General features: G+C 45.5%; 25 protein-coding genes and 1 riboswitch. Of the genes, 3 read left to right on the forward strand and 22 right to left on the reverse strand.

Annotated elements, in window-relative coordinates; translation table 11 throughout:
* Positions 1 to 52: 52 nt before the first annotated feature.
* From ISALK_RS01945 to ISALK_RS01990, 10 genes are all read right to left on the reverse strand, one after another.
* Complete coding sequence (locus ISALK_RS01945; RefSeq protein ID WP_160718565.1) at positions 53 to 514, reverse strand: acyl-CoA thioesterase; 462 nt, start codon at positions 512 to 514, stop codon at positions 53 to 55.
* A gap of 113 nt (positions 515 to 627) precedes the next feature.
* Entirely contained in the window at positions 628 to 1,233 is a 606-nt protein-coding gene (locus tag ISALK_RS01950; RefSeq protein ID WP_160718566.1) for a thiamine phosphate synthase, read from the reverse strand.
* Positions 1,234 to 1,303: 70 nt separating this feature from the next.
* Positions 1,304 to 2,407 (reverse strand): 2-iminoacetate synthase ThiH, encoded by a 1,104-nt coding sequence (gene thiH, locus ISALK_RS01955; RefSeq protein ID WP_160718567.1) that lies wholly within the window; start codon positions 2,405 to 2,407, stop codon positions 1,304 to 1,306.
* Position 2,408: 1 nt separating this feature from the next.
* Positions 2,409 to 3,191, reverse strand: a complete 783-nt coding sequence (locus tag ISALK_RS01960) for a thiazole synthase (RefSeq protein ID WP_160718568.1) — start codon at positions 3,189 to 3,191, stop codon at positions 2,409 to 2,411.
* An 89-nt stretch (positions 3,192 to 3,280) separates the two neighbouring features.
* Positions 3,281 to 3,472 carry a sulfur carrier protein ThiS gene (gene thiS, locus ISALK_RS01965; RefSeq protein WP_160718569.1) on the reverse strand — a complete coding sequence of 64 codons (192 nt, stop codon included), beginning with the start codon at positions 3,470 to 3,472 and terminating at the stop codon, positions 3,281 to 3,283.
* A 106-nt stretch (positions 3,473 to 3,578) separates the two neighbouring features.
* Positions 3,579 to 3,682: riboswitch (TPP riboswitch) on the reverse strand.
* A gap of 73 nt (positions 3,683 to 3,755) precedes the next feature.
* The gene (locus ISALK_RS01970; RefSeq protein ID WP_160718570.1) at positions 3,756 to 4,556 is read right to left on the reverse strand and encodes an EFR1 family ferrodoxin; all 801 of its coding nucleotides are present in this window, start codon (positions 4,554 to 4,556) and stop codon (positions 3,756 to 3,758) included.
* Positions 4,557 to 4,560: 4 nt separating this feature from the next.
* Positions 4,561 to 5,742 (reverse strand): MalY/PatB family protein, encoded by a 1,182-nt coding sequence (locus ISALK_RS01975; RefSeq protein WP_160718571.1) that lies wholly within the window; start codon positions 5,740 to 5,742, stop codon positions 4,561 to 4,563.
* Positions 5,743 to 5,888: 146 nt separating this feature from the next.
* On the reverse strand, positions 5,889 to 6,875 hold the full coding sequence (locus ISALK_RS01980) for an MBL fold metallo-hydrolase (protein WP_160718572.1): 987 nt from the start codon (positions 6,873 to 6,875) through the stop codon (positions 5,889 to 5,891).
* Between the two features lies 1 nt (position 6,876).
* Positions 6,877 to 8,037, reverse strand: coding sequence for an A/G-specific adenine glycosylase (mutY, locus tag ISALK_RS01985; protein ID WP_160718573.1), 1,161 nt, complete (start codon positions 8,035 to 8,037; stop codon positions 6,877 to 6,879).
* The gene (locus tag ISALK_RS01990; RefSeq protein WP_160718574.1) at positions 8,034 to 9,278 is read right to left on the reverse strand and encodes a BaiN/RdsA family NAD(P)/FAD-dependent oxidoreductase; all 1,245 of its coding nucleotides are present in this window, start codon (positions 9,276 to 9,278) and stop codon (positions 8,034 to 8,036) included. Before ISALK_RS01990 ends, mutY begins: the two co-directional genes overlap by 4 nt.
* A gap of 189 nt (positions 9,279 to 9,467) precedes the next feature.
* On the opposite strand from ISALK_RS01990, the gene ISALK_RS01995 reads away from it, so the two are divergent.
* Positions 9,468 to 10,670 (forward strand): class I SAM-dependent rRNA methyltransferase, encoded by a 1,203-nt coding sequence (locus tag ISALK_RS01995; protein ID WP_160718575.1) that lies wholly within the window; start codon positions 9,468 to 9,470, stop codon positions 10,668 to 10,670.
* Here ISALK_RS01995 and ISALK_RS02000 read toward each other — a convergent pair.
* Positions 10,667 to 11,599 (reverse strand): tyrosine-type recombinase/integrase, encoded by a 933-nt coding sequence (locus ISALK_RS02000; protein ID WP_160718576.1) that lies wholly within the window; start codon positions 11,597 to 11,599, stop codon positions 10,667 to 10,669. The two genes, ISALK_RS01995 and ISALK_RS02000, sit on opposite strands and share 4 nt — an antisense overlap.
* An 18-nt stretch (positions 11,600 to 11,617) precedes the next feature.
* The gene (locus ISALK_RS15000; protein ID WP_160718577.1) at positions 11,618 to 12,028 is read right to left on the reverse strand and encodes a rhodanese-like domain-containing protein; all 411 of its coding nucleotides are present in this window, start codon (positions 12,026 to 12,028) and stop codon (positions 11,618 to 11,620) included.
* Positions 12,029 to 12,371: 343 nt separating this feature from the next.
* Here ISALK_RS15000 and ISALK_RS02010 point away from each other — a divergent pair, with 343 nt between their 5' ends.
* On the forward strand, positions 12,372 to 13,058 hold the full coding sequence (locus tag ISALK_RS02010; RefSeq protein ID WP_160718578.1) for a TIGR00266 family protein: 687 nt from the start codon (positions 12,372 to 12,374) through the stop codon (positions 13,056 to 13,058).
* 57 nt (positions 13,059 to 13,115) lie between these two features.
* Here the strand turns inward: ISALK_RS02010 and phnE are convergent, their stop codons facing one another.
* From phnE to ISALK_RS02045, 7 genes are all read right to left on the reverse strand, one after another.
* Positions 13,116 to 14,693, reverse strand: coding sequence for a phosphonate ABC transporter, permease protein PhnE (phnE, locus tag ISALK_RS02015; RefSeq protein WP_160718579.1), 1,578 nt, complete (start codon positions 14,691 to 14,693; stop codon positions 13,116 to 13,118).
* A complete protein-coding gene (phnC, locus tag ISALK_RS02020) occupies positions 14,665 to 15,396 on the reverse strand; it encodes a phosphonate ABC transporter ATP-binding protein (protein ID WP_160718580.1) in 732 nt (243 codons plus the stop codon). Before phnC ends, phnE begins: the two co-directional genes overlap by 29 nt.
* A 38-nt stretch (positions 15,397 to 15,434) precedes the next feature.
* The gene (locus tag ISALK_RS02025) at positions 15,435 to 16,307 is read right to left on the reverse strand and encodes a phosphate/phosphite/phosphonate ABC transporter substrate-binding protein (RefSeq protein WP_160718581.1); all 873 of its coding nucleotides are present in this window, start codon (positions 16,305 to 16,307) and stop codon (positions 15,435 to 15,437) included.
* Between the two features lie 183 nt (positions 16,308 to 16,490).
* The gene (gene rpsD / locus ISALK_RS02030; RefSeq protein WP_160718582.1) at positions 16,491 to 17,084 is read right to left on the reverse strand and encodes a 30S ribosomal protein S4; all 594 of its coding nucleotides are present in this window, start codon (positions 17,082 to 17,084) and stop codon (positions 16,491 to 16,493) included.
* A gap of 205 nt (positions 17,085 to 17,289) precedes the next feature.
* Positions 17,290 to 19,482: a DNA topoisomerase III gene (locus tag ISALK_RS02035; RefSeq protein ID WP_160718583.1), complete on the reverse strand. Its 2,193-nt coding sequence runs from the start codon at positions 19,480 to 19,482 to the stop codon at positions 17,290 to 17,292.
* 44 nt (positions 19,483 to 19,526) lie between these two features.
* Entirely contained in the window at positions 19,527 to 20,213 is a 687-nt protein-coding gene (locus ISALK_RS02040) for a phosphoribosylaminoimidazolesuccinocarboxamide synthase (RefSeq protein WP_160718584.1), read from the reverse strand.
* 22 nt (positions 20,214 to 20,235) lie between these two features.
* The gene (locus ISALK_RS02045) at positions 20,236 to 21,186 is read right to left on the reverse strand and encodes a DegV family protein (RefSeq protein WP_160718585.1); all 951 of its coding nucleotides are present in this window, start codon (positions 21,184 to 21,186) and stop codon (positions 20,236 to 20,238) included.
* Positions 21,187 to 21,378: 192 nt separating this feature from the next.
* Here ISALK_RS02045 and ISALK_RS02050 point away from each other — a divergent pair, with 192 nt between their 5' ends.
* Positions 21,379 to 21,900 carry a peptidylprolyl isomerase gene (locus tag ISALK_RS02050; protein ID WP_160718586.1) on the forward strand — a complete coding sequence of 174 codons (522 nt, stop codon included), beginning with the start codon at positions 21,379 to 21,381 and terminating at the stop codon, positions 21,898 to 21,900.
* A gap of 108 nt (positions 21,901 to 22,008) precedes the next feature.
* Here the strand turns inward: ISALK_RS02050 and ISALK_RS02055 are convergent, their stop codons facing one another.
* The 3 genes from ISALK_RS02055 to ISALK_RS15290 all read right to left on the reverse strand — a co-directional run bounded on the left by ISALK_RS02055 (position 22,009) and on the right by ISALK_RS15290 (position 25,712).
* Positions 22,009 to 23,007, reverse strand: a complete 999-nt coding sequence (locus tag ISALK_RS02055) for a YhdH/YhfP family quinone oxidoreductase (protein ID WP_160718587.1) — start codon at positions 23,005 to 23,007, stop codon at positions 22,009 to 22,011.
* 96 nt (positions 23,008 to 23,103) lie between these two features.
* A complete protein-coding gene (locus tag ISALK_RS02060) occupies positions 23,104 to 25,200 on the reverse strand; it encodes an LTA synthase family protein (protein WP_160718588.1) in 2,097 nt (698 codons plus the stop codon).
* Between the two features lie 68 nt (positions 25,201 to 25,268).
* Entirely contained in the window at positions 25,269 to 25,712 is a 444-nt protein-coding gene (locus tag ISALK_RS15290) for a PadR family transcriptional regulator (protein ID WP_160718589.1), read from the reverse strand.
* Between the last annotated feature and the right edge of the window lie 36 nt (positions 25,713 to 25,748).

A 25,748-nucleotide genomic window follows, 5' to 3' on the forward strand; every position in this document is an offset into this window, starting at 1 on the left:
TTATACTCCTACAAACATTATATACCAAAAAAGAGATGCATATAAGCATCTCTTAGTTTTTTTTCCGGGACAAATACCGCTTTTTTCCCTCCGAGAAAAGTCTTTCCTCCTCCGGAGTTTCCGGTAGCAGCTGAGGTACTTCCTTCGGTCCTCCCTTTTCGTCCAGGGCCACCATGGTAAAGTATCCCGTAAGGGCCAGCTTCTTGGAGTTCTCAATTTCCAGGTCCTCTACATAAACCTTGACCAGGACTTCCATGGAACTCCGGCCCACATAGGTCAGGCGGCCTTCAAAGGTTACCAGGTTCCCTATATGGATCGGTTTAATAAATTCCAGGCCGTCCACCCTAGCGGTAACCGTGTTGCTTCGGGCATGACGATGGGCTACAATCCCCGCCGTATTATCCATAAGCTTCATAATCTCCCCACCGTGGACATTTCCGGAAACGTTGGCCTGTTGGGGCTCCATTAAATTTCCGATACATATTTGGGATTCTTTCATTGATTTTTTCATCATCATTATGGCTCCTTTTTCAGGGGGCAAATCCTTCCCCCAAGTATTTACCCAGTATTTTTCCTGTATAATGGATTATATACCTTTAAATACCCCCTAAAGGACGGTTTATTCAATTAATCGATTAACCATTTATTCCTAAGGCTCTTTACCGTGTTTTTTACCTCAGGGCTTTCCATGATCAGGGAACGGACCGCAATTCCATGAAGTCCCAGGGACTGAAGTTTACCAAGATTATTTGGATCAATCCCGCCGATGGCAATCACGGGAAGGTTTCCTGCTTCCATGATTTCTTTTAGCCAGGAAATCCCCCGGGGCTCCAGCCCTTTTTTGCAGAGGGTCTGAAAAACATGTCCTGCCAAAAGATAATCCGCTCCGTTTTTTTCCGCTATTTTGGCTTCCTTAACCGAGTGAACGGATACCCCGATCCTTCCCCTAAATTCTTTTAGGGTTTTTTTGTCCTCTTCCATAAATTTCTCAAAACCCATATGATAACCCTGGGCCTTAAGGTCCCTTGCCACGGATAAATTCCCGTTAATGATCAGTTTCGTATCCGTCCCTTCGACGATGGCCTTCACTTTTTTCCCCATAGAGAAAAGCTCCGGTTGCTTAAGATCCTTCTCCCGAAGGATGATGCCGTCAACCCCTCCCTCTACCGCTTCCTGTAAAGTCCTATAAAAATCCTTTACCGCAACTTTTCGGTCCGTCACGAAATACAGCATTCTTCAACCTCCTGCTATCTCTGACTTTCTTTGACCTTCTTTTATATTAACCTTTTAAGGGTTCACACGGTTACAGCGGAACCCAGTCCTGAAGGATGGGCTGATAGCCTTTTTTAAGAATCGACGCTTTTACCTCTTCAATGGAGCGGTTATCGGAGATTTCAAACTGCTCCGTATTTTCCTTTTCCCTGCTATGGCCCCCCACCGCGGTGGATACCCCGGCGGACATTTTCGTGATCCCCAGGGGAATGAGGTTTTCCCGAAGAGCGGGATCTTCCCTCGTGGACAGAGTGATTCCCGTCATGGGCAGAAAATTTTTATAGGCCAGTAGAATTTGGACAAAATCCTGATCCGGGACGGGATCGATATCCTCGTATCCCCCTAAAAAGGGCTGCATTCGGGGAAAGGATACGGAGGTTGCCACACTGGGATAGGTATCCAGTAAGTATTTGCTATGGACTCCGGTATAAAATGCTTCTTTTCGAAAATCCGAAAGACCCAGTAGCGCTCCGAGATTTACCGAGGCAACGCCCCCTTTAATCCCTCGCTCCAGGGCTTCGATACGAAAATTATAATTGCTTTTAGGACCCTTGGGGTGCAGTTTTTGATAAATCCCCCGGTGGTAAACCTCCTGGTATAGGGTTACTCCGTCCACTCCTTTTTGAACCAGGCGCCGGTACCCCTCTTCCTTCAGGGGGTAAATTTCAAGGGCAATGGACTGAAAATACTTCTTCAGCACCGTTACCACCGATTCTAGGTATTCTAAGGACGTATCTACGGGGGACTCTCCTGATAGCAGTAAAATATGCTGAATCCCTTTATCGGAAATTATTTTGGCCTCCCGGTCAATTTCCTCTAAGGACAGTTTTTTCCTCGGGATATCCGAGTGTTTATTATAACCGCAGTAAAGGCACTCGTTAACGCAGTAATTGGATATATAAAGAGGGGTGTACAGCAGTATGGTTTTCCCGAAATGCTGTAGATTTTTTTGGTGAGCCCGTACCGCCATCTCCTCTAAATAATTATTTGCCGCCGGGGATAACAGGCTTAAATAATCCTCAAGACTCAGATCCTCTTTTTTCAGTATTTCTTCGATTCGTTCCCCGGTTACCTTCTGTAAAAAGGAATCCACCCATTCTTCAGGGTATCTTCCTAGGACATCCAAGAGCTCCATATTACTGCTCCTTTCTTAAAAAACCGGTTAAGGGAGAGGAGGCGTCTCCTTGGGCTTTTACCTCTCCGAACTTCGAGAGATAGGCAAGCCTTCCGGCTTTTACGGCGTAGTCAAAGGCCCTTGCCATCTCGATGGGGTCTTTGCTGGCGGCTATGGCGGTATTAACCAGCACCGCCTTCGCTCCCAGTTCCATGGCCTCCGCCGCGTGGGAGGGTTTTCCGATCCCCGCATCCACAATGATCGGTACCTTGATTTCATTGATTAAAATCTTAATCAGTCCTTTGTTTTCGATGCCACGATTGCTACCGATTGGGGATCCTAAGGGCATCACCGCTTTCGCTCCCGCTTTTTCCATCTCCTTGGCCGCCATTAAATCCGGGGACATATAGGGAAGCACATAAAAGCCCTCCGCCGCTAAGGTTTTGGTGGCTTTAAGGGTTTCATAATTGTCCGGCAGTAAATACTTCTGATCGGAAATCACTTCAATCTTTACGAAATCTCCGCAGCCGGCGGCTCTGGCGATTTTGGCAATCCGAATGGCTTCCTCCGCATTCCGGGCTCCCGAAGTATTGGGCAGCAAAGTCATGTTTTTCGGAATAAAGTTTAACACGTTTTCCCTGGGATTTTTCAAGTCCACCCTTCGAAGGGCCATGGTTACCATCTCCGTACTCGAGGCCTCTATGGACTTTTTCATAATATCATGATTTTCGTATTTTCCCGTTCCCACCAGTAATCGGCTGTTAAATAAATGGTCTCCTAATTGCAATTGGTCCTTGTTTCCCATTGGTATTCCTCCGTATTATCGTATTTGTATGGTTTTTTACACTCATCCTTTGGAACTTCTTCCTTAAGCTTGAGCTCTGAAGATCCCTTTTAGCCTCCGCCCAAAAAAGTAATCAACTCCAACTGATCCCCTTTTTTCACCTCGGTGGATAATTGATCTTTTTCTAAAATCCCTTGGTTATACTCAACGATCACCATGGAAGGTTCCAACTTCAAGGTTTCTAAAATCCACTGAATACTCTTTCCCTGATAGGGATATTCTTTTCCGTTTACATAAATCATGATTTCCCTCCTCCAATAATAAAATTAATTGATTAAATGTAGCCAACTAAAAAAGACAGGCCCGAAGGCCTGCCTTTTGATATAAGAATATAGATATTTTCTATCTAAATCATTAAAAAGACTTCCCTACGGTGGGTTTACCCACATCAGGTTCAAAGGGTTGAATCTACAGATCCTCTCAGTCCTATTCCGACACCCCCAGTACTTCATTCAATTGTCTTGTCCCCTTATACTCTTTTTTCATTATATAAGAAATCCAACTTTTGTCAAAGGGCAATTGGACTTATTCCCTTTTTTTAATCTCCAACTCCATGGGAGAAATCCGCGGGTTTTTATACCGCTGTTTTTTCTTTGTCCCACGACCGTAATTAATGGCCTTCACGGGGCAGTAGTTAATACAGGCCACACACTGCACACACTGGGAACCCCAAACCGGTTTCCCGTCCACCAGTTCAATGGTTTGGGTGTTGCAGATTCTTCGACAAAGACCGCAGGAAATACAGTGATCATTTACCCGGAACTTTTTCGTGTCAATGGCAAACTTTGAAAACAGCGGGTTCACTGCTTTGCTAAGAACCGAGGGCATAAAACCTTTGTTTACGTTAAAGCCCCTTCCCCGATTTTTAATATCTTCGCTGATCATGGAAAGCAAGGTGTCCGCCCGACGGATTTTCTCTTCCGCCTTCTGGCCGGTCTCCACCTTGCTGCCCATCATCAAATAGTTGTTCGGCATTTTCACCGAATATCCGTAGTTTAATTCTATGTTTTTCTCCTTAAGGGCTTGCTTTATTGTGGTCATGGTATTTCCGATGTTCTCCCCACAAGTGGCGATGGCGAAGGTATAGCTCGGCGGATTCCCTTCAAAATCGAGACTTTTGATAAAGTCCAGCACCCATCTCGGCGGTCCCCAGGCATAAACGGGAAATACAAAGCCTAGGACCTCCTCCTTTGTTAAACTTACCGCCTTTTGATGAAGCCCCGCCCTTCGGGAATCCCCCAGGTTTTCAATCTTCTCTTGTAAATTGATCCCCAGTACCTTGGCCACATAATAAGAGTTCCCCGTTCCCGTAAAATAATAAATCATGACCTCACTTCCCTTCCAGAGCGTTGACGATTCGGTCCAAGGCTTTCTGCAGAGTCTTTCTGGGGCAGGCAAAGTTGATTCTTATAAACCCGTCCCCTCCACTGCCGAACCAGGTACCGCCGTCTAAAGCCACCTTGGCTTCTTTCGTGATTCTCTCCTCCAGCTCTTTACCCGAAAAACCGTACTCCCTAAGGTCGAGCCAGGCCAGGTAGGTGGCCTCCGGCGGGGTAAACTTCGCCCTTGGCAGATGGTCTTTTACCATGCTATCAATCAAATCAAGGTTTCCCCGCAGGTAGTCTAAAAGCGCTTCCAACCAGGGTTCCCCTTTCCCGTAGGCCGCTTCCACCGCCGCCATACTGATGGGGGTTTGTTTACCGATATGGTTTATCTCTAAAATACGCCGATACCTTCTTTTTAAGCTGTCATTTTTAATAATCAGATGAGCGCTCATCAGTCCCGCTAAATTAAAAGTTTTGGAAGGGGCCGTGGCGGTGATCACATGGTCGTCGAACTTCGAATCAAGGTTTGCCAAAACGTGATGGGCTCCCTTTTCAAAAACCAGATCGTGATGGATCTCATCGGAAAAGATCAGCACGTCATTTTCCAAACAGATTTCTCCTAGGCGCCTCAGTTCCTCTTTTTTCCATACCCGTCCCACGGGATTATGGGGACTGCAAAGAATAAAGAGTTTGGTACTGGGATCCTTTGCCTTCTTTTCAAAATCCTCAAAATCTATTTCGTAAGTCCCTTGTTGGTATTTCAACGGGTTGTTAACCACCCGGCATCCATTGTTTTTGATAGCCTTTTTAAAGGGATAATATACGGGTTCCTGGATGATTACCCCCTGACCCTGCTCAACTAAAGCCTGCAACACGTAATTTACAGCAGAAACCACCCCGGGGGTAAATACCAGCCAGTCCTTTTTTATTTCCCAGTCAAACCGCTTTTTGTACCAGCGAAGGATGTTTTCGTAGTACTGCTCTCCTCTTTTGGAATATCCAAATACCCCATGGGACACTTCCTCCTGCATGGCATCCACCACTTCCTTCGGAGCTTCAAAGTCCATATCCGCAACCCACAGGGGCAATAGGTCCTCTTCTCCAAACATTTCTCCGAGCACTTTAGAATCCCATTTAATGGATTTACTTTCCTTACGATCGATCATTTTATCAAAGTCCGGTTTCATCCTTATCCTCCTTTGTTAATTGAACTTCATCTTCCCGGTCTCCCCCCAAAACCTCCAATTCCTTAGATCTAGTTGAGTTTAGCAAGATGTAATTAGATGTGCCTGTGTGTCTAATGGAATTCGTAGTGCCTCTAAACACCCTCATACTACTGTGTATTACGGGCGAAATATATTACATTTCCTTTCCAGTAAGCCTTAATTCTTCCATGATCCTTTAAATACTCCAAATGGGACATGGCTTCCCCGGCGGCAAAGGATTTTTGAGGGGGTGGAAAATCCCCCCAGGACTTCGCCGGAATTCTCCAGTCCATGTCCTTGGCCACATCTTCCACGGTGAGCGGCCGATCTTTTCCATTAATAATGTTTTCCACTTCCTTTAGCCGCTCCTGGTGGTGGGCTATTAACTCCTCAATCCGTTCCTTCGGCTTCCTAATCAATCCCCGATGGGAGGGAAGCATCACCGTAACGGGATACTCCTGAACCTTTCGTAAACTCTTTAAGTACTTCTGAAGCATTTTCTCCTGATCATAACCCCAAAACCCGATATTCGGAGTAATGGTCTCCAGCACATGGTCTGCGGATAGATATATTCTATTTTCCCGGTCAAATAAATTGATCATTCCCGGGGTATGTCCGGGAACCGAAATCACTTCAAAAGAGTAGTCACCGATGACAATATTCTCTCCCTCATGAATCTTTTCATAGGCGAAATCTCCCTTCGGTGCATAAATCCTTCCGGGATGGTCGTCGAAAAAATTCTTCCCCACCTCGAGCCCGAAGGTTTTCAGGTCTCCTTTCATGGTTTCCCAGTTCTTTTCTTTAGATAAGGCTTTGATCCGAAGAGCCTCTTCCGGTTCCATAAGAAGGGTTGCCCCTTTACTGTATAACACCTCAGCCAGTCCCGAGTGATCCGCATGGAGATGGGTGATCAGGACCTTGGTTTTTTTCAGATCCACTTCCAAAGAATCCAGGGCCTGAAAAAGGACTTCCTGACACTCCCTTCGGTTAAAACCGGTGTCCACCAGTAAATATTCCTCCTCCCCTTTGATCAGATAGCTATTTAACGCTTTTAAGGGATTCTTGGGCAAGGGAATTTCAATTTGATATATTTTCGGCAGTATTTCCTTTATCATATTACAGCACCTCTTTTCGATAAGCTTTAAAAGCGGAAGCGATGGAGTAGTCTTTACGGACTTCTTCTCTGGGTATCCACCGACCATTATCCATCACTTCTTCTACCGGGAGCTCTAAATAGTTTTTATCTTCTTTAATCCTTAAGCCTTCCGGTGGGCCCTCCGAGGATTTCAAATTCACCTGATAGGCCATCAAGTTCCACTGAATATGGCTGAACACCGCTTTACTATCCTCCAGCCGTGTAATGTTTTCAACAGTTAAGTTCTCCTCTGCCAAATGCTGTTCCTTTTCCAGAATTTCTTTGAGAGCTTCTTCTTTTATATGACCTTTTATATTGGGAAACTCCCAGAGCCCTGCCAAAAGTCCTCGTTCCTCCCTTTTACGCAAAAATAGCTGCTCTTTATAGGTGAAAATCAATACGGTCTTTTTTTCCAAACGCTTTTTCATCGCCTTTCCTTTGACCGGCAGTGCTCCTTGAAGATTTTTCTCAAAGGCTAGGCAAAATTCGGATACAGGACAGATTTCACAATCCGGTGCCTTAGCCGTTGTGCAAAGCACCGCCCCAAGTTCAATTAACCCTTGATTAAAGTCTCCTAAATTCTCCTCGGGTAACAGCTTTCGAACCCCGTGGGTTATTTCTTTTTTCGTTTTCCCAAGCTTAATATCCCCGTGGTTCCCGGTAATTCGAGTCATTACCCGAAGGACGTTTCCGTCCACCGCCGGCTCTTTTTGTTCATAGGCAATGGAGGCGATGGCTCCGGCGGTGTACTCCCCGATCCCCTTAAGGGACTCTAACGCCTTACGTTCCTTTGGAAACACGCCGTCGTATTTTTCCACCACTTCCCTGGCGGCAATTTTCATATTTTTAACCCGACTGTAATATCCCAGTCCCTCCCAGAGCTTTAGAAGGTCCTCATCCTCTCCCTTAGCCAGGTCCTTTACCGTTGGATATTTTTCAATAAAGCGTAAAAAGTATGGAATTACAGTATCCACCCGGGTTTGCTGGAGCATGATTTCCGAAACCCAGGTGTAATAGGGATTTTCAATATCCCGCCAGGGCATGGTCCGTTTATTCTTTTGGTACCACTGCAAAAGGCTCCGTTGAAAGGCTTCGATATTCTTTCGGTTTGGTTTTTGATTTTCTATCAGCTTTCTTCTCATCCTTGCTCCTCTTTTCCGCTCGCGGCATTTCCCGCCACAAACCCGGTGGAAAAGGCGATTTGCAGATTGTATCCTCCGGTAATGGCGTCTAAGTCCAGCACCTCGCCGGCAAAATACAGCCCGGAAATTTTTTTCGACTCCATGGTGGAGGGATTTACCTCTTTGACATCCACCCCGCCGGCGGTGACAATGGCGTCTTTTACCGGGCGAAGACCCACCACCGTCAGCTGAAGTCCTTTTAAGGCTCCGATGACTTTCCCCCGCTCCTTCTTTTTTAACTCATTCATTTTACGTTCCTTGGGAACCCCTAAGAAGGGTAAGATCTCTTCGATAAATTTCTTCGGCCAAAACTCCGTCAGTACACTGCCCAGATTTTTCTTTCCCCTGCTGTGATCTAAAAACCAGGTTTTCAGTTCCTCCTCCCCTTTTTCGGGGAAAAAATCAATCTCCACGGTAACCGGGTTTTCCTTCAGGTTGATCTCATTAATATAGCTGCTAAGCTTTAATACCGGTGGCCCGGATATTCCGTAATGGGTGAGAAGTAGTTCCCCTGATTCCTGCAGTTTATTCATTTTTAAAATCCTCACCCTGGTACCGGTAAAGGAGATCCCCGCCAAAGTCTTTACCCATCTCTCTTTAATTTCAAAGGAAGTAATGGCCGGTTTGATTTTTTTAATACCGTGCCCCAGATCCTTAGCCATTATATAGCCGTCTCCGGTACTTCCCGTCTGGGGATAGGAGGCTCCTCCGGTAGTTATGATCACTGCATCTGCCAAAATTTCCCGATCATCGGTTAACACTACCCCTTGGACTTTTTGATCCTTCACTGAAATTCTTTCCACCTTATGGTTGTACCAAATATCTACTCCGTGGTCCAGAAGATCCTTCAATAAAATATTTATAATTTGTGAACTGTCATCACTCTTCGGAAAAACTGTGCCTTCTTTTTCCAGCTTAAATGCGCAGCCCCGATCCTCAAAGTGCTTTATCAACGACTTAGGATCCAAGGCTTCAAAGGCTTTATACAAAAACTTGGGATTATGAACCGTGGCCCGTTGATGCTCTTTCTTGTCTTTAATATTGGTCAGATTGCACCGACCTCCCCCGGTGATTTTCAGTTTTCGGCCAAGTACTGCGTTTTTTTCCAACAACAACACCTCATGCCTTCCTGTAGCTGCCTGCAGGGCTGCAAACATTCCCGCGGGACCGCCGCCCACCACGATGATTCGACTTTTATCCATAATTTGAACTCCTCATTTATTCAGCATTTTTCCTGCTACTTACTTGCTTGATTTTTGTAGCATTTCCTCTATTATAGCAAAAAAAGCTACGGAATCCCATGGCGGAGATTCCCTATTCCTTTTATCCCCTTTAGTAAGGCCTCTTTGAATATGATATAATAATGCAAAAGAAAAACCGAGGAGGATTTTATGACTAAGGAAATCAGATTACAAGTTCAAAAAAATCACGAGAAAAAGTACAAGAAGGGCTACCCTCTTTTATCAAAAGAAGCATTAATAAACCCGGAATCCATTTATAAGGAAGGCTCTCTGTTTCAGTTGCTGGACAGCGAAGGAAACTTTATCGGCCGAGGCTACTACGGATTACAGAACAAGGGGATGGGATGGGTTCTCACCCATAAGGAAAAGGACGCCATTGACCATCTGTTTTTTCAACGGAAAATTGCCGCTGCAATTAATAAGCGAAGCCCCTTTTATCACAGGGAAGACACCACTGCCTTTCGCATATTTAACGGGGAAGGAGACGGCATCGGTGGACTGACCATCGACAGCTACGGAGAGTACTATCTGATTAACTGGTACAGCCTTGGAATTTACCGGTTTCGAGAAGAGATTCTCTCCGCATTAAACTTGTTAATTCAACCCCAGGGGGTTTATGAGAAAAAACGATTTGATCAACAAGGACAGTATGTAGAGGATGAAGATTTCGCCTCGGGAACCCCGGCAGACTTCCCCCTTCGGGTAAAGGAAAACGGAGTGAATATTGAAGTCAATTTAAATGACGGCGCCATGACGGGGGTGTTTTTAGATCAGCGGGAGGTTCGAAAAAAGTTGCGGGATCAGTATGCTAAGGGAAAAACCCTATTGAACACCTTTTCCTACACCGGGGTATTCTCCGTATTCGGAGCTTTAGGAGGTGCTAAGCACACCACCAGCGTAGACCTTGCCAAGCGAAGCTTAGAACTGACCCGGGCCCAGTTCCTGGCCAACGGCATCGATCCTGAAACCCAGGAGATCCGGGTGGAGGATGTTTTTAATTTCTTTGACTACGGCCTAAAGCAGGGACTGAAGTATGACCTTGTGGTGTTGGATCCCCCCAGTTTTGCCCGGTCAAAAAAACATACCTTCAGCGCAAAAAAAGACTATACCGGCCTACTGAAAAGCGCCATTGACCTGACCGAGGATCAGGGAGTCATTCTTGCCTCCACCAACTGCGCCACCTTTGATATGAAAACCTTTAAAGGCTTTGTATCCAAGGCTTTTAAAGAGAAACAACTTACCTTTAAGATTCTGGAAGAGCATACTCTTCCCAAGGACTTTCCCACCCACCCTTCCTTTCCTGAAGGGGATTATCTAAAAGTCCTTTTTATAAAAAAAGAGACAAACCCTTAGGGCTTGTCTCTTTTTTCCTTGATGATCCCCGTAAAATAACGATGGGTGTAGTCATTAGCGCTTTTTTCCAAACTTGCAATTACACCATTATATCGGTTCACAAAGTTTTTATTGTTCCATCCCAGCTGCACCTGAATTTCCTCGGGGCTTGCACCGAGTTTCAAGGCATACATGGCATTGGCATGGCGAAGATCCTTCGCCGTATACAGGGGAATTTTCGCCTTTTCACAGGCGCTCACCAACACCGGCCGAAGCCAACTCTCGGACACCGGCTTGATGATATCCGGGTACCTTCGGTAATCCTCCCGGTCATTTCGGGAGATGAAGATGTAATAATCCTCTTTCCAATAATGTTCCTGCACCCTGAGTACTTCTTTTCGATATTGATCCAAAACCTCCCACACTTCCGGATAGATCTTTACATAGCGGTCATAGGTGCCTTTTCTTACCCGCAGACCTAAGTTGTTATCCCTGTCCAACAAAAAATCGCTCCATTTTGTATAAAGGGCCTCTTTCAGTCGAATCCCCGTAGTACAGATGAGCAGCACCATGCCGTAGTCCCGAAGGGAAAATTCTTCCCCTAGTACCTTTAACAGTTCTTCCAGTTCCTGAAAACTTGGTACCCTCTCTTTTTTCACCTGCTTTGAGGCCTTGGGCTTTTCCACCTTGAAAAAGGGATTGCTTCTGATTTTTTCAGCCTTGTACAGTTCATGGTAAAAGGTTCCCAATTGATGATATATTCGCTGCACCGTTGTGGCCGCTTTCTTTTTCTTAAGCTCGGTTAAATACTTTTCAATGTCCTGTTTATCCACCGCCAGTAGGTTTTTATCCGTAAACTTCTGGAAAGTCACGATTTCCCGTCTATAGTCTTTTCTCGCTCTACCCTGGTATCTATTTACAAAGCCTTCAATCAAGCTATCATTATCCACCGCAGCAGCCCTCCTTGACTATTGTACTAAGGGATATCCTTCCGCTTCCCAACCTCTGTCCATTCCATCCAGTAAGGAATAGGCATCGTAACCCATGGCCTTAAGAATCCCGACAACTTGTCCGGAGCTCTGACCGGTATAACAGACCACTACAATTCTCTTTTCTTCGGGAAGCTCCTCTAAGGATTCTCCCACATCGTACCACCAAATATGATCGGATCCTTCTATATGTCCCTGCAAAAAATCCTCTTCCCGGCGAATATCCAGAATGTAATACCCCTGATGATCATTCTCTACAATCCCCCAAAGCTCTTCCGGGGAGATCAGGTTGTCATTGGCGGGTAACTCCTCAAAGTAGTTCTCAATATTCGGCTGATCCCGATCTATTACATACTCTTCAGAAGAACTCTCCTGAATCGGTTTCGCCACTCAGTCACCATTATTCACTTGCTCATTATTACAGGCATTGAGCCCTAAACTTAAGACAAAAAACAACAGTGCCGCAAATAAGTATTTTTTCATTTGAGTTTTCCCTCCTCATAAGTATCAGATCTTGATCCCCTGACCCTGATATTTATCCGTTACCTTCGGATGTTTATTCATTTCCTTTTATCATTATAGCCTATTTCAGTGCTATTTACCAGTTCTTACAAAAATCTTCGATAATTCTTCTTAATATCTTTGATGCTTTTTCCCATGATTGGGTAAATATTTAGTGTCTTTATATATGCTCAATAATTATTATTTTATAATCAGAAAGAGGAGGCTTATTATGCAAAGCGAAATTATCGGTACGGTAATGCCCATGGTAGAAATTGAGTTGGATCAAGGGGAACTGATCTACGCACAAACCGGGGCCATGCAGTGGATGACGGAAAACATTGACATGCAAACCAATATGCGGGGCGGGGTCTTCGGCGCTATAAAAAGAGGGGTTTCCGGGGAAAATTTATTCCTTGCCCACTTCTCCGCAGAAAAAAGCGGCGCCCGAGTTGCCTTCGGTCATTCTTTTCCGGGAAAAATTATTGAAATCGATGTGGGCAAAAAGACTATGATCTGTCAGAAAAGAGCTTTTTTATGTGCCACGGAGGGAGTGGATTATGACATCGAATTTCAAAAGAAAATCGGCACCGGTTTCTTCGGCGGCGAGGGTTTTATCATGCAGCGTTTATCCGGTAAAGGGACCGCCTGGGTGGAAATGGACGGGGAGTATGTGGTAAAGGAACTGGCCCCGGGAGAAAAGCTCCGTATGGAAACCGGAGCTCTTGGCATGTATGAAGCGGGGATGGATCTCAGTATTAATCTGGTAAAGGGCTTTAAGAACATGTTCCTGGGAGGGGAAGGGCTGTTTTTAACCACCATTGAAGGTCCGGGGAAAGTTTGGATTCAAACCATGCCCGCTCAAAACATGGCTTCAGAAATTGCAAGTTTCATCCCCTCGAGAAACGACCGTAAATAATTATAGATCCTTTGTACAGAGTTAACCGCACAAAGTTAAAACTTGCTTAATTAAGAATTAAGCAAGTTTTTTTCGTAGACTTTCACTACTTTTTTCGATCAGAATCATCAACAGGGCAATGCCTAGAATCAAAAGGCCTACTCGCTCCCAGTTGCGCCAGGTGATGTTGGTGGATAGCAGCGTTCCGATCCCTCCGGCTCCGATGATTCCTAAAATCGTTGAGGTACGGATATTGGACTCCAGTCGATATAAAACCAGAGTGATGAAATTAGGAAAGGTTTGGGGAAGAATCCCATAGCGGTAACTGTTCAGCTTGGTGCTTCCCGTTACCATAATTCCCTGTTGAATTTTGGAGCCTTCACTTTCGATGACTTCACTGTAGAGCTTTGTCATCACCCCCAGGGTATAAATTCCCAGAGCCATGGCTCCCGCCAGAGGGCCCGGTCCCACCCCCCGAAAGAAAATGATGGCCATTATTATCGGTGGAAAGGTCCTGAGGAGATTTACCAGCCCCTTTAGCACCATGGATACCCCGGGATGGGGTGCCGTATTGTATGCGGTGAAATAGGAAAGCACCACAGCGCCAATCCCTCCGGTTATGGTGGCAAACAGTGCTATATAAAGACTTTCCAGGAGCCCTTCCAACAGTCTTGGTGTGTAAGACAGGTCAATTTGGAGCATTCGTAAAATGATCTCTCTTCCCGAGGTGATCCCCAGGATCAGCCGCTCCAGGGTAATATCCAAACTGAAGGACAGCCACAGTACTCCCAGAACAAAGAGAAGCATAATCCCTCCCCATTTTTTTTGTTGCTGCACTTTAAAGGAGGCAATGGATTTCCTGGGGATATAGAATTTTTTCAGGTTATTACGTATAAAAAGGCTGACCATATCGATGATAAGAATCGTCAGAAACAGTAAAATAATCAGGGTTGCCAGATTATCATAACGAAGATGATTTAAATCCCGCCACAGAATCTGACCGATGCCCCCGGCTCCCACCAGTCCCAGAATCGTGGCTGAGCGGATATTGATTTCTAAAACAATAAAATAAACCGACAGGCTGTATTCAAATATCTCCGGCAGAACCGCAAATCGAAGGACTTGTATTTTACTGCCTCCCACGGACTCCACACCCTGCAACAGGTTTTTGTTTAAGGTCTCGATGTACTCCCGAAGGAGCTTTACCGTTATCAGGACAGCCGTGATGGTCAGGGCGATCATTCCCGGGAATTTCCCCACACTGAATACCGTCACCAGAATCGCCGCCCAAATTAAATTGGGAATGGTACGAAAAAACGTAAACAATGGCCCGAATATCTTTGGCAGGAGCCCGTGAAGGGTGGTATTCTTTGCGGTAAAAAGGGCAAAGAATACACCTAAGAGCACCCCCAGGGTAGTGGAGACCAAGGCCATCTCAATGGTTTCCAGAAGCCTGGGCAGGGCTTCCTTTATGTAGGAAAACTCCGGTGAGAGCATTCTCCCCAGCAAGTTCAACATATCCGGCACTCCTGAGATCATACGGGATAAATCAAAACTCACACCCCAGGCGGTCAGGGACCATAGAAGAAGGATTCCCAAAATCCACAATCGGTTTTTCTTTTTTTTCTTAGCGATATAATCCTGTAATGTCTTCATCGGAAATCTCCTTTGTCCTTTGATCAAAAAGAATCTTTCCATCCTTCAGTCCCACTAATCGGTCACAGTAGGCTCTGGCAATCTTCACATCATGGAGATTCACAATAATACTGATCCCGTGCTTCTCCTGAATTCTTTTAAAGGTATCCATAACCACCTTTCCCGAGTTCTGGTCAAGGCTTGCCACGGGCTCATCGGCAAGAATCACCCGGGGTTCCTGGGCTAAGGTTTTGGCAATGGCCACCCGTTGTTTCTGTCCACCGCTTAACCGGTCTCCCCGCTCAAAGATTTTTTCCCCGAGTCCCACAGTTTCCAGGGCCTCCTCCGCCAAGCGGTAATCCCCCTCTTTAAAGATTCCAAAAAAAGACTTCACGGAAGACTGATAACCCAGCCTTCCGATCAATACATTTTCCAAAACCGAGGATCGGTCCACTAGATTAAACTCCTGAAAAACAAAGCCGATGCCCCGGCGGATATCCCGCAGTTCTTTAAAGGATAACCGGCTTAAGTCCTTCCCTTCAACGATCACCCTTCCCTCAGAAGGGGAGACCAGCCTATTTAAGGTTTTCAGCAGGGTGGATTTCCCGCTGCCGCTGAGTCCGATAACCCCTACAAACTCCCCTTCATGAAAATCCAGGGTCACTCCCCGAAGGGCCGGTGTTCTTTTTTCGTAGGTTACATATACATCTTGAACCGATATCATTTTCTCACCTGCTATTCCTTTGAAATTACTTGTTTTGGTTATTGATTGGAAAGATCCACGTTCATAATCTTCGCCGTATCCCGGATAATATCGTAATCCCGGTCCTCTGCAATTACAAAACCGTGGATGTTAAAGAGTTCCGCCAGGAGCTCCGCCCCCTCTTTTGTATCCCCGATTTTAATTAAGGCTTCCTGAAGCTTTTCTTCGGTTTCCGGATCCAGGGAATCACTGATGGTTACACTGATGTTCGGGATTTTCTCCGTATGACCAAGAACCCGGGTTTCTACCAAGGCATTGGGAAAATCCTCTTGATACCGTTCCCTTGCATCCACAAAGGTTACCGCTGCATCCACATCACCGCTTAAGAGTAGTTGAAGGGATTGATCATGGCCTCCGCTGTAAAGATAACTTATATCCTCTTCCATATCAATTCCCTGATCATAGAGATGGGCTCCGGGAAATAAATAACCGGAAGTGGAGGATGGGTCCACAAAGGCTACGGTTTTTCCGTAAAGATCTTCAAAACTTTCAATGTCCGAGTCTTCCCTTACTAAAAATTGGGATTGATAACTACTTTCCCCGCTGGCATTTAATACCGTCAGGGCTACCCTTGCATCACTTTCCCCATTGGCAAGAGCGTAAGCGAAGGGTGGAATGAAACCGAAGTCCACCTGTCCGGAACCCAGTCCCTCCACCACTCCCACATAGTTTGTTGCGGTAAAGGCTTCCACGGTTATTCCCATCTCCCGGGAAATCATTTCCTCTAAGGGCTCCAGGGACTCAATCAGTTGTTCTCCATCCCTCATGGGTACAAAACCCATGGTCAACACTTCTTCCTCCTCAGAACACCCGGTGAACAATATCGTTGCTGCCAGTACAATTATAATGATTCTTAACGTCGCTTTTTTCATAGCTGATCCCTCCTATTTTGTTTGCTGCTATTATCATAATCGCTTTTCCCCCAGCCCGCAATATGGTTTTTATTATTTCGCTAATCGTATCGGTATAATAAATGGTTATTTATAAATCATATTGTTTGCTTCAAAAAAACAACCGATCAATAATACGTTGATCGGTTGTTGCTCTCTTTCCCTTTATAAAGCGGTATAATATTCCACCACCAGATGGTCATTGACTTCCACAGGAATTTCTTCCCGGTCGGGACTTTTTGTTAAGCTTGCGGTGAAACTTTCCACATCCCGGGAAATATAGGAGGGGTGGGACTTAAGTTCCCGGAAATTACTATTAAAACTTTCAATGTCTCTAGAGCTTTCCTTCAGGGTAACCTGGTCTCCAATACTTACCCGATGGGAGGGCCGGTCCACTCGCTTACCGTTTAGCTGAATGTGTCGATGTACTACCATTTGTCTTGCTTGACGGATGGAACTTGCAAAACCCATACGATATACCATATTATCCAGTCGGGTCTCTAATAATCGAACCAATTGATCACCGGTAATATCCGCGCTTTTCTTCGCTTCATCCATGTATCTTCGCATTTGTTTTTCCAGCACGCCATAGTAGGCTTTTAACCGTTGTTTTTGCAGAAGTTGCTCTCCGTAGGTGGAAAGTTTTTTATCTCCCCGGCCCATGCCCTTTCTATATCGATCCATTGCTTTAGGATGCCCGTATATGTTTACCCCTAAGCGTCGGGATTCTTTGAATCTGGGATTTAAATTTCTTGCCATTTTCTAACCTCCTTTCAATATTATATGATAACGAATATCATTTTCAGTACTCCCAGTATAACGAAATTTTACCCCTTTGTAAAGTCCCGGGAAAGAAAATCACAAATAAAAAACCGGAGCTTCATTTAGAATACTCCGGTCATATCCACCAGGCTATTTAATGATCTTTGATCTTCAAGCCTTAATTATCCTTTATCTCTAAGCCTTAATCCTCGGTTAACTTCAGTTTTGCCAACTGATCCGCAAGACCGGTATTGATCGGTTCTTCCTTTTCTTTTTCCTGTTTCTTCAAAAACTTTTGCACCTCTCCCTTAGAGGCTTGGGCTCCCTTTTCCTTTTTCCGATTTTGAAAGGCCGACAGTTTTTCCCGGTGCCCGCAGGGACAGGTGAAAATCTGACCTTCTCCCTGTCCTCGGAGTTCCATTTTTTTGTGACAGTTGGGACATCGGGCATTGGTAGCCTTTGCCACATTTTTACGATACCCGCATTCCCGGTCCCGGCAAACCAGCATCTTTCCCCGTTTCCCCTTGACTTCCAAAAGGTATTTGTCACATTCAGGACAGCGGTTTCCCGTAATATTATCGTGTTTGAAGGTGGCACTGCTGCTTTTAACATCTTTTACCACAATTTTGGTATACGCTTTCATTTCCGATACAAAATCCTTTTTCGAAAGTTTTCCTGCGGCAATATCCGAAAGCTTCTGCTCCCAGTTCGCTGTCAGGTCCGGGGCCTTTAGATCCTTGGGCACCAGACTCAGAAGCTGTTTTCCCTTGGCGGTGATTCGGATATCCTTGCCTTTTTTCTCAATTAAAAAGGTGTTGAACAGTTTATCGATAATATCTCCCCGGGTGGCTACGGTTCCCAGGCCGCCGGTTTCCGACAAGGCCTTTTCCAGCTTTTTCCCGGTGCCGGTGAGATATTTTTTAGGGTTTTCCATGGCGGAGAGCAACGTACCCTCATTGAAAAATCCCGGAGGGGTGGTCTTTCCTTCGGTAATTTGAAGACTCTTTATCCCTAAATCCTCACCCTTTTTAAATTCCGGCAACTGTTGGTCCTCCTGGTCCTCGGAGTCCTCCCTCTTATCCATATCTTTTTCTATAGATCTCCACCCGGGAGAGATTACTTTTTTGCCCTTAGCAAGAAAAGTTTCTCCCCCTAGACTGATTTTTACAGTGTTTGCTTCATATTCAAAGGGAGGCATTAAGACGCTTAAAAATCGTTTTACCACCAGATCATAGATTTTTCTTTCGGAGTCACTCATTTTACTGATCTGTACCCGCTCCTCCGTGGGAATGATGGCGTGATGATCCGAAACCTTCTGATCGTTTACAACGTTTTTATTTCCCTTAATCGGTTTTTGCAGTATTTTCCTTGCGGCACTTTGATAGTTTCCAAGGGCCACGGCCTTTACCCGTTCTTCCAAGGTTTCCACGATGTCAGAAGAAAGATACCGAGAATCGGTTCTTGGATAGGTCAGGACTTTATGACTTTCATAGAGTCCCTGCATAATTCTTAAGGTTTCCTTCGCCGAGAAATCAAAGCGTTTATTGGCCTCTCTTTGCAGTTCCGTCAAATCATACAGGGCGGGAGGCATTTGTTTTTTCTTCTGTTTTTGAATATCCGAAAGAAGGGCTTTTTCCTTTTCCACCTTTTTTAAAACATTTTCCGCCTTCTCCTTGCTAAAAGTCCGGTTGGAACCGCTTTTTTCATCAAACCAGGTAAAGCTCACCCCTTTTGCTGCAAGCTTCAGTCCATAATAGGATTTCGGGGTGAAGTTTTGAATCTCCTCTTCCCGCTGTCCGATCATGGCCAAAGTCGGAGTTTGTACCCGGCCGCAGGAAAGTTGGGCATTGTGCTTACAGGTCAGGGCTCTTGTGGCATTCATCCCCACAATCCAGTCCGCTTCCGAACGAGCTACGGCGGATTGAAAAAGGTTGTAATAGTCTTTGCCCTCCTTTAAATTGGCGAAGCCTTTTTTGATGGCTCCGTCGGTGACCGAGGAGATCCATAACCGCTTAATCGGTTTTTTCACTCCCGCTTCCTGGATAATCCACCGGGCCACCAGCTCTCCTTCCCGTCCCGCATCGGTGGCAATCACAATGGTTTTTACATCCTTACGGTGCATCAGTTTTTTTACTTGTCCAAATTGTTTGGAGGTCTGGGGGATGACTTCCAGCTTCATGGGCTCGGGAAGCATGGGCAAATCCTCCATATTCCAGGATTGATAACGTTTATCGTATTTTTCCGGGGTTTGCAGGGTCACCAAATGTCCCAGGGCCCAAGTTACAATATACTCCGGCCCTTCCATGTGGCTATGATTTTTCTTGTTTGCCCGAAGGACTTTGGCAATATCCCTTCCCACCGATGGCTTTTCCGCCAGTACTAAGGTTTTACTCATCTGAACCTACCTTTCCGCAGTGCGTATATGCTTTATTCTGTGAATTATTCCTTTATCATGATTTTTTCCAAGGCCAGGGGCTCCACCGGTTGATCCCCTTGATAAACCCGCATGTTTCCTCCGGAGATTTCATCAATTAAAATAATTTCTCCCGTGGTCTTATCCCTTCCGAACTCGAATTTAATGTCGTAGAGTTCCAGGTCCTTTTTTTCCAATTCCTCTTTGATCACCTGTCCGATTTCAATGGTTAACTGTTTCAGTGTCTCATATTCTTCCTTGGACAGCAGTCCCAGCATGGCCAGGGCATCCTTGGAAATTGGGGGATCCCCCCGCTGATCATCCTTCAGGGTTACCTCCACAAAACCCTCCAGGGGGGCACCTTCCTCAATATAAGCGCCGTACCGTCGAAGAAAGCTTCCCACCCCCCGGTACCGGCAAATGACCTCCAAGCCCTTTCCAAAAACCTCAGCGGGTTTTACGGTCATGGTGGCCTGTTCAAGGTCTGCGTCGATATAATGGGTGCGGATCCCTTTTTCCTTTAGTTTTTCAAAAAAGAATTTGGTCAGGGCAAGACCCGCTCTTCCCGCACCCTCCACCGTCAGTCCCACTTCATTGGAACCGGGATCAAAAACCCCGTCGGCTCCCGTCATGTCATCTTTAAAATGCAAAAGAAAGTTCCCGTCGGGGAACCGGTAAACATCCTTGGTTTTTCCATGATACGTAAGTTTCATCGTCTTCACTCCTCATAATGATTTATTCATTTCCGTATTTTTTAAGGAATTGATTTTTCTTCTCCACTATACTTTCCCATTCGTTTCGTAGGAGGTTATCCTTCATCCGGTCTTTTTCAATAAAATACAGGGCCAGTCCTCCAAGACCCACATGGGTTCCGACGGCAACCCCCATTTGCATGATGAAGATCTCTCCGTTAAAATCCGTTTCCGTTTCAATTTTCCCTTGTAAGTTCTTTGCATAGTTAATATCCGAAGTGTATCCGATGATGATAAAATCCGTTAACTCCTCATCCACCCTTTTGTTAAAGGCACTGACGTAATGCTCCAGAACCCGCTTTCGTCCTCTTTCCTTGGCCACAATGGCTCCTTTGGCATCTTTCATGGTCATAATCGGTTTTAATCGCAAAATCTTACCGAAAAAAGCACTGGCATTGGAGAGGCGTCCACTCCGGATTAGATGGTTCAAATCATCCACGGAGAGAAAATGCTTTAGGTTTAGCTTATAGGATTCATTAAAATCAATCAGTTCCTGATAGGTGGCCCCCTGTTCTCTTAGCCGGGCACTCTTTAGAATCAGCCAGCCGCTGCCGTGGCTCATGGACTTGGAGTCCACCACATGCACGGGAATATCCTTATAGGCCTCCTTTTCATGGAAATACTTTTTGCCGAGTTCCGCGGATTGGTAAGAACCGCTGGTGCCGCTGGACATGCAAATACAAAGAATTTCCTTGTACCCGTCGGTTACCGCCTTTTCCATCAGATCCGTAAATTCCGTGGGGCTAGGCATTCCTGTGGTGGGAGGTTCGCTGTAATTCTCAATCTGCTCATAAAACTCATCCGGGGAAATATCCACCCGGTCCCGGTACACCTTGCCTTCAATGGTGATTTTCAAGGATGCCAGCTGAATATCATACTTTTCTAAAATTTCTTCGGATAAGTCACAAGTGGAGTCTGCTATAATTTTTATCATTTTTTCCTCCCTTATTCTTTTAAAAACATTGTTCTTTCTTTCAGTTGATTTATTTTATCATTAATTTGACGCAGTCACAAATATATTTCCCTCTTTCTTCCCTAAAGGACTTGTAAAATAAAGGAATCGTTACTATAATGGAATAAACTTGTTTTGTAAATTCAGTTCATTACATTGAGAGGATGAATACTAATGAAAAACCCAGTGGTTACCTTTACCTTAGAAAACGGCAACACCATGAAAGCCGAGCTTTATCCCGAAGTCGCCCCGAATACAGTTCGTAACTTCATTTCTTTAATTGAAAAAAACTTTTATGACGGCCTGATCTTTCACCGGGTGATCCCCGGTTTTATGATCCAGGGAGGCGATCCCCAAGGCTCCGGCATGGGCGGTCCCGGATATTCCATTCCAGGAGAGTTCCGATCCAACGGTTTCGAAAATGACCTAAAGCACGAAGCCGGGGTCCTATCCATGGCCCGGGCCCAGGATCCGGATTCCGCCGGCTCCCAGTTTTTTATCATGGTGGCACGGTCCCCCCATCTTGACGGAGAGTATGCAGGCTTTGGTAAGATCACCGAAGGCTTTGAACATGCGGAGGACATCGTAAAGGTAAAAACCGATAGGATGGACCGCCCTGTAGAGGACCAACGAATAGAAACCCTGACCGTGGAAACCTTCGGTGAGGAATATTCAGAACCGGAGAAAATTTCTTAGTCCTTTTTAAGGCCCCGGGAAAAATCCAATGATGTTTAAAAAAAGCCGTGACCATCAATAATAAGTGTGGTCACGGCTTTTCTAGCTATTTAAGAATATCAGGAAGGGTTACTCCTCATGGTGTAAAACGATCCGGCCGACTTTTTTGCCCGCCAGCATAGCATCCATCTTCCCTTCCATTTCCTCCAGGCTCACCACTTCCACCATGGCCTGAAGGTTATCGGCTTTCCAGGGTCCTGCTAACTTCTCCCAAATCTTCAAGCGAAGATCCATGGGGCACTGGACGGAATCAATGCCATAAAGGGTCACCCCTCTTAATATAAAGGGATAAACGGAACTTTCAAATTTATCTCCCCCTACATTCCCGCAGGTGGTCACCGCTCCGTCATACTGTATGCTTTTAATAACATCTCCCAGGATACTTCCCCCTACGGTGTCAATGACTCCTGCCCATCGGGATTTCAGCATCGCCTTTTTCTTCTCATCCTGAATTTCTTCCCTAGAGATTACGGATTTCACCCCAAGACTCAAAAGCTCCTCTTTTTGGCTGTCCACTTTTCCTGTGGCCACCACAACCTCATATCCCATTTTCACCAGGATTTTCGATGCAATGTTTGCCACGCTTCCGGTACCTCCTGTAACCAGCACTTCCCCGGCGTTCTTATCCACGTCCTTTGTCAGCTTATACACTGAAAGGGCTGCGGTAAAGCCGGCGGTTCCGTAGACCATGCTTTCCTTTAGGTCCAGACCCTCGGGCTTTTTAACGACCCACTGTGAGGGTACCCGGATGTACTGACCAAAGCCACCCTCGGTATTCATTCCCAGGTCATAACCGGTAAGAATCACCTCTTCCCCTTCAGAAAACTCAGGGTCACTGCTTTTTACAATGGTCCCCGCGGCGTCGATTCCCGGTGTGTGGGGATAATTCCTGGTTACCCCTTTATTGCCCACACTGGACAGGGCATCTTTATAATTCAGCGAAGAATACTGTACCTTTACAATGGTGTCCCCTTCCGGCAAATCCCCAATTTTTCGACTTTCAATCCTTCTGATATACCGATCCTCTTCTTCGATGATTCGTAAAGTCTTAAACAATGTTTGTTCCATAACCACTGGCTCCTTTCATTTTTTTCTCTTTTATTATTTACCCAAAACTCCTCTTCTATACCATCGGGGTCAGGGATCCCCGTTGTATTTCAGTCTCTAGTCTTCCAAGGCCTCTTCGATAATACGGTAATAATCCAGGTCCAGAATTCGGGCAGAGAAATAAAATTTTGCGCTGACCTGGTTGGAAATTTCCTCCTGATAGTCTTCAGGAACCGATACCCCTTCCCGGGGAGTGAATTCTTCGGTTTCTGCGTTGTACTTCCCTTTATCCGTAATAAAACTCCGGTTTTCAAAAATAACCAAGGGGTCGGTATCGGAAAATAAATCTCTTCCCATAAACAGCCGGGAGTCAAATTCCAAGCCCATCAGATTGGATACCGTCGGCATGATGTCTAGACTCGAGGCCGGTTCGGTGAAAACCTTCTCCTCCATATCCGGATGGTATAAAACAAAGGCATTTCGGTAAAGCTCAAAGTTCTGATCCACGGGCTCTCCCTGAAGTTCTTCAATGGTTTCGTGGTCCAGTCCATAGGGGTAATGATCAGAACTCATAACGATTAAGGTCTCCTCGGCAATTCCCTGTTCTTCCAGCTGTTCCAGTAAATGCTCCATGGCCCGGTCCAGTTCCACCTGGGTGGCTAAATAGGCCCTGGCCTGCTGGGAATAGGGGAGATGGGAGACCACCTCCCGATTTTTCATCGCCATGTTGTTTCCTTCAAAACTGTATTGCAAGTGTCCGCTCATGGTCAAATAATAGGTGTGAAAGGGTTCCTCTTCAATATATTCGGGAATCGTCACCTCCATCATTTCCAAATCCGATGCGGGCCAGGTACGGGTAATATCCAGACCGTTTCCGATTCCCTGATACTTGTATCCAAGGTTGGGATGGGATAAATGGCGGTCGTAATAGGTGTAGGTGTGATTATGGTAAGCCCTTGTTTCATAACCCAGGGGATCTAATTGATTTCCAAAGGCAAAGGGCATCGCATTGTCACTGGACTCCCGGAAACTCCATACCCCGCTTTTCGGAATCAGCCCCGTATTGGCAACGTATTCCCCGTCCAGGGTGCTGACCCCCCAAATCGGAGTATAAAAATCCTCAAAGTAATACCCCTCATGAACCAGTTTATAAAGGGTGGGGGTGACTTCTTCGTTCAAGGCCAGATGGGAAAAGGCCTCTGCCGTGATAACGATTAAATTATGGCCTTCATATTTCCCCGTATATTCATTTTTCTCGCTGGGGGCCTGATTCCTAAAATATCGGTGCAGCTCAAGGATTTCCTCCTGGTTTTCTTCTTCCATCAGTTCATCAAAATCAATATTTAAAACATTATACTCCCGGGGCTCTTCCTCCGGCTCTTCCTTGTCTTCATCACTATCTTCAAAGTTTTCCTCTTCCCGGTCCTGATCCTCCTCTACGTCCTCATCATTACTAGTTTCATCGGGATCTTCTTCCAATTCCTCAGGCATTTCCCCAACAAAGACGGGAGTCCAGCCGGTAATCTGTCTTTGAGCATCCAGACGGGTATAGGTGATCAGACCTAAGTTGTCCACAGAAAACCGGGGAAAGTGAATGTTATAGTAAAGATTATAAGGAGAATTCTCCCCTTGGTCCTGGGTATGAACCACCCCGATGCCGATCAGATGAAAAAGAACAGCTGCCGCCAGTATCAATCCCAGGACATAGGGCCTTCTTTTCGGGGTGTTGTTGATTTTTTTACCAATAAACAGATAAAGCCCAAAGGGAACAAAAGCCAAGAGCACCAAATACCAATTCCTCCCGATTTCATAAAGGGCTTCCCTCCAAAATTCCGTGGCCTGCCCCGCATGCCTTACGGAATAGATCGTATTAAAGGTACCGAACATATTATAATATACCAGCTGAGAAGCAAAAATAAACCCCAGAAGAAACAAAATGATTCCCAGGGTTATTCTACGGGATTTTTCCCCTAAAAGGGTGGCCCCACCGTAAATGAGCAGCGCCAGTACGCCTCCAAAGATCAGGGAAAAAAACAGTCCCCAGGAGATCACATTCCCCGAGGTGCCCAGGCGAACCAAGGTCTCAAGGTAATAGATCCCTGCCCATAAAAACCCCGGCAAAAAAAACATAGAAAGCCCCCGGGACTTTTTTTCTTCTTTTTCATTTCTTTTCCGATACACTTCTCTTCGGTTTTTTCTTCGATTCCTATCCATTTAGGATCACCCCATCATCCAGTTCCTATTTATTTTAAGACGCTAACGGGCCATGGAAAGTTTCCGGTTTAATAAAACAAATCTTCTTCCCGCTTTTTCTTTATTTTCTCGGTTTTGTGCATCCCTTCATCGACCTCACTACTTTTGCCTTCCCTTTCTTCTTCTTTTTCCTCTGAAGATTTGTTCTCTGAAGAAAATGGCAACTCCTGATAGTTCTCCAGAATCCGGGTCATATGAATCAGTCTTTGACGATCTTTTTCCAATACCGCCAATCCTTTATCCGCAATCCGGAAAACCTTTTTACGGGAACCCACTTCTTCTACTAATCTGATCAGTCCCTGTTTTTCTAAATTCTCCAAAGCCCCATACAGGGTTCCCGGTGCTACATGCACTTGCCCGTTACTAAGTTCTTTAATTCTGTTAAGTATCTTATACCCGTGACAGGGTTCTAATAACGACACCAAAGTATAATAAGTGGTTTCCGTTAAGGGTAAGTAGGGATCTCGATTCATTAAAACACCTCCAAAATATACCGTTCAACTGAATAA

Origin of the sequence: Isachenkonia alkalipeptolytica, assembly GCF_009910325.1 — a bacterium.
In the GTDB taxonomy this organism is placed as follows: domain Bacteria; phylum Bacillota; class Clostridia; order Peptostreptococcales; family T1SED10-28; genus Isachenkonia; species Isachenkonia alkalipeptolytica.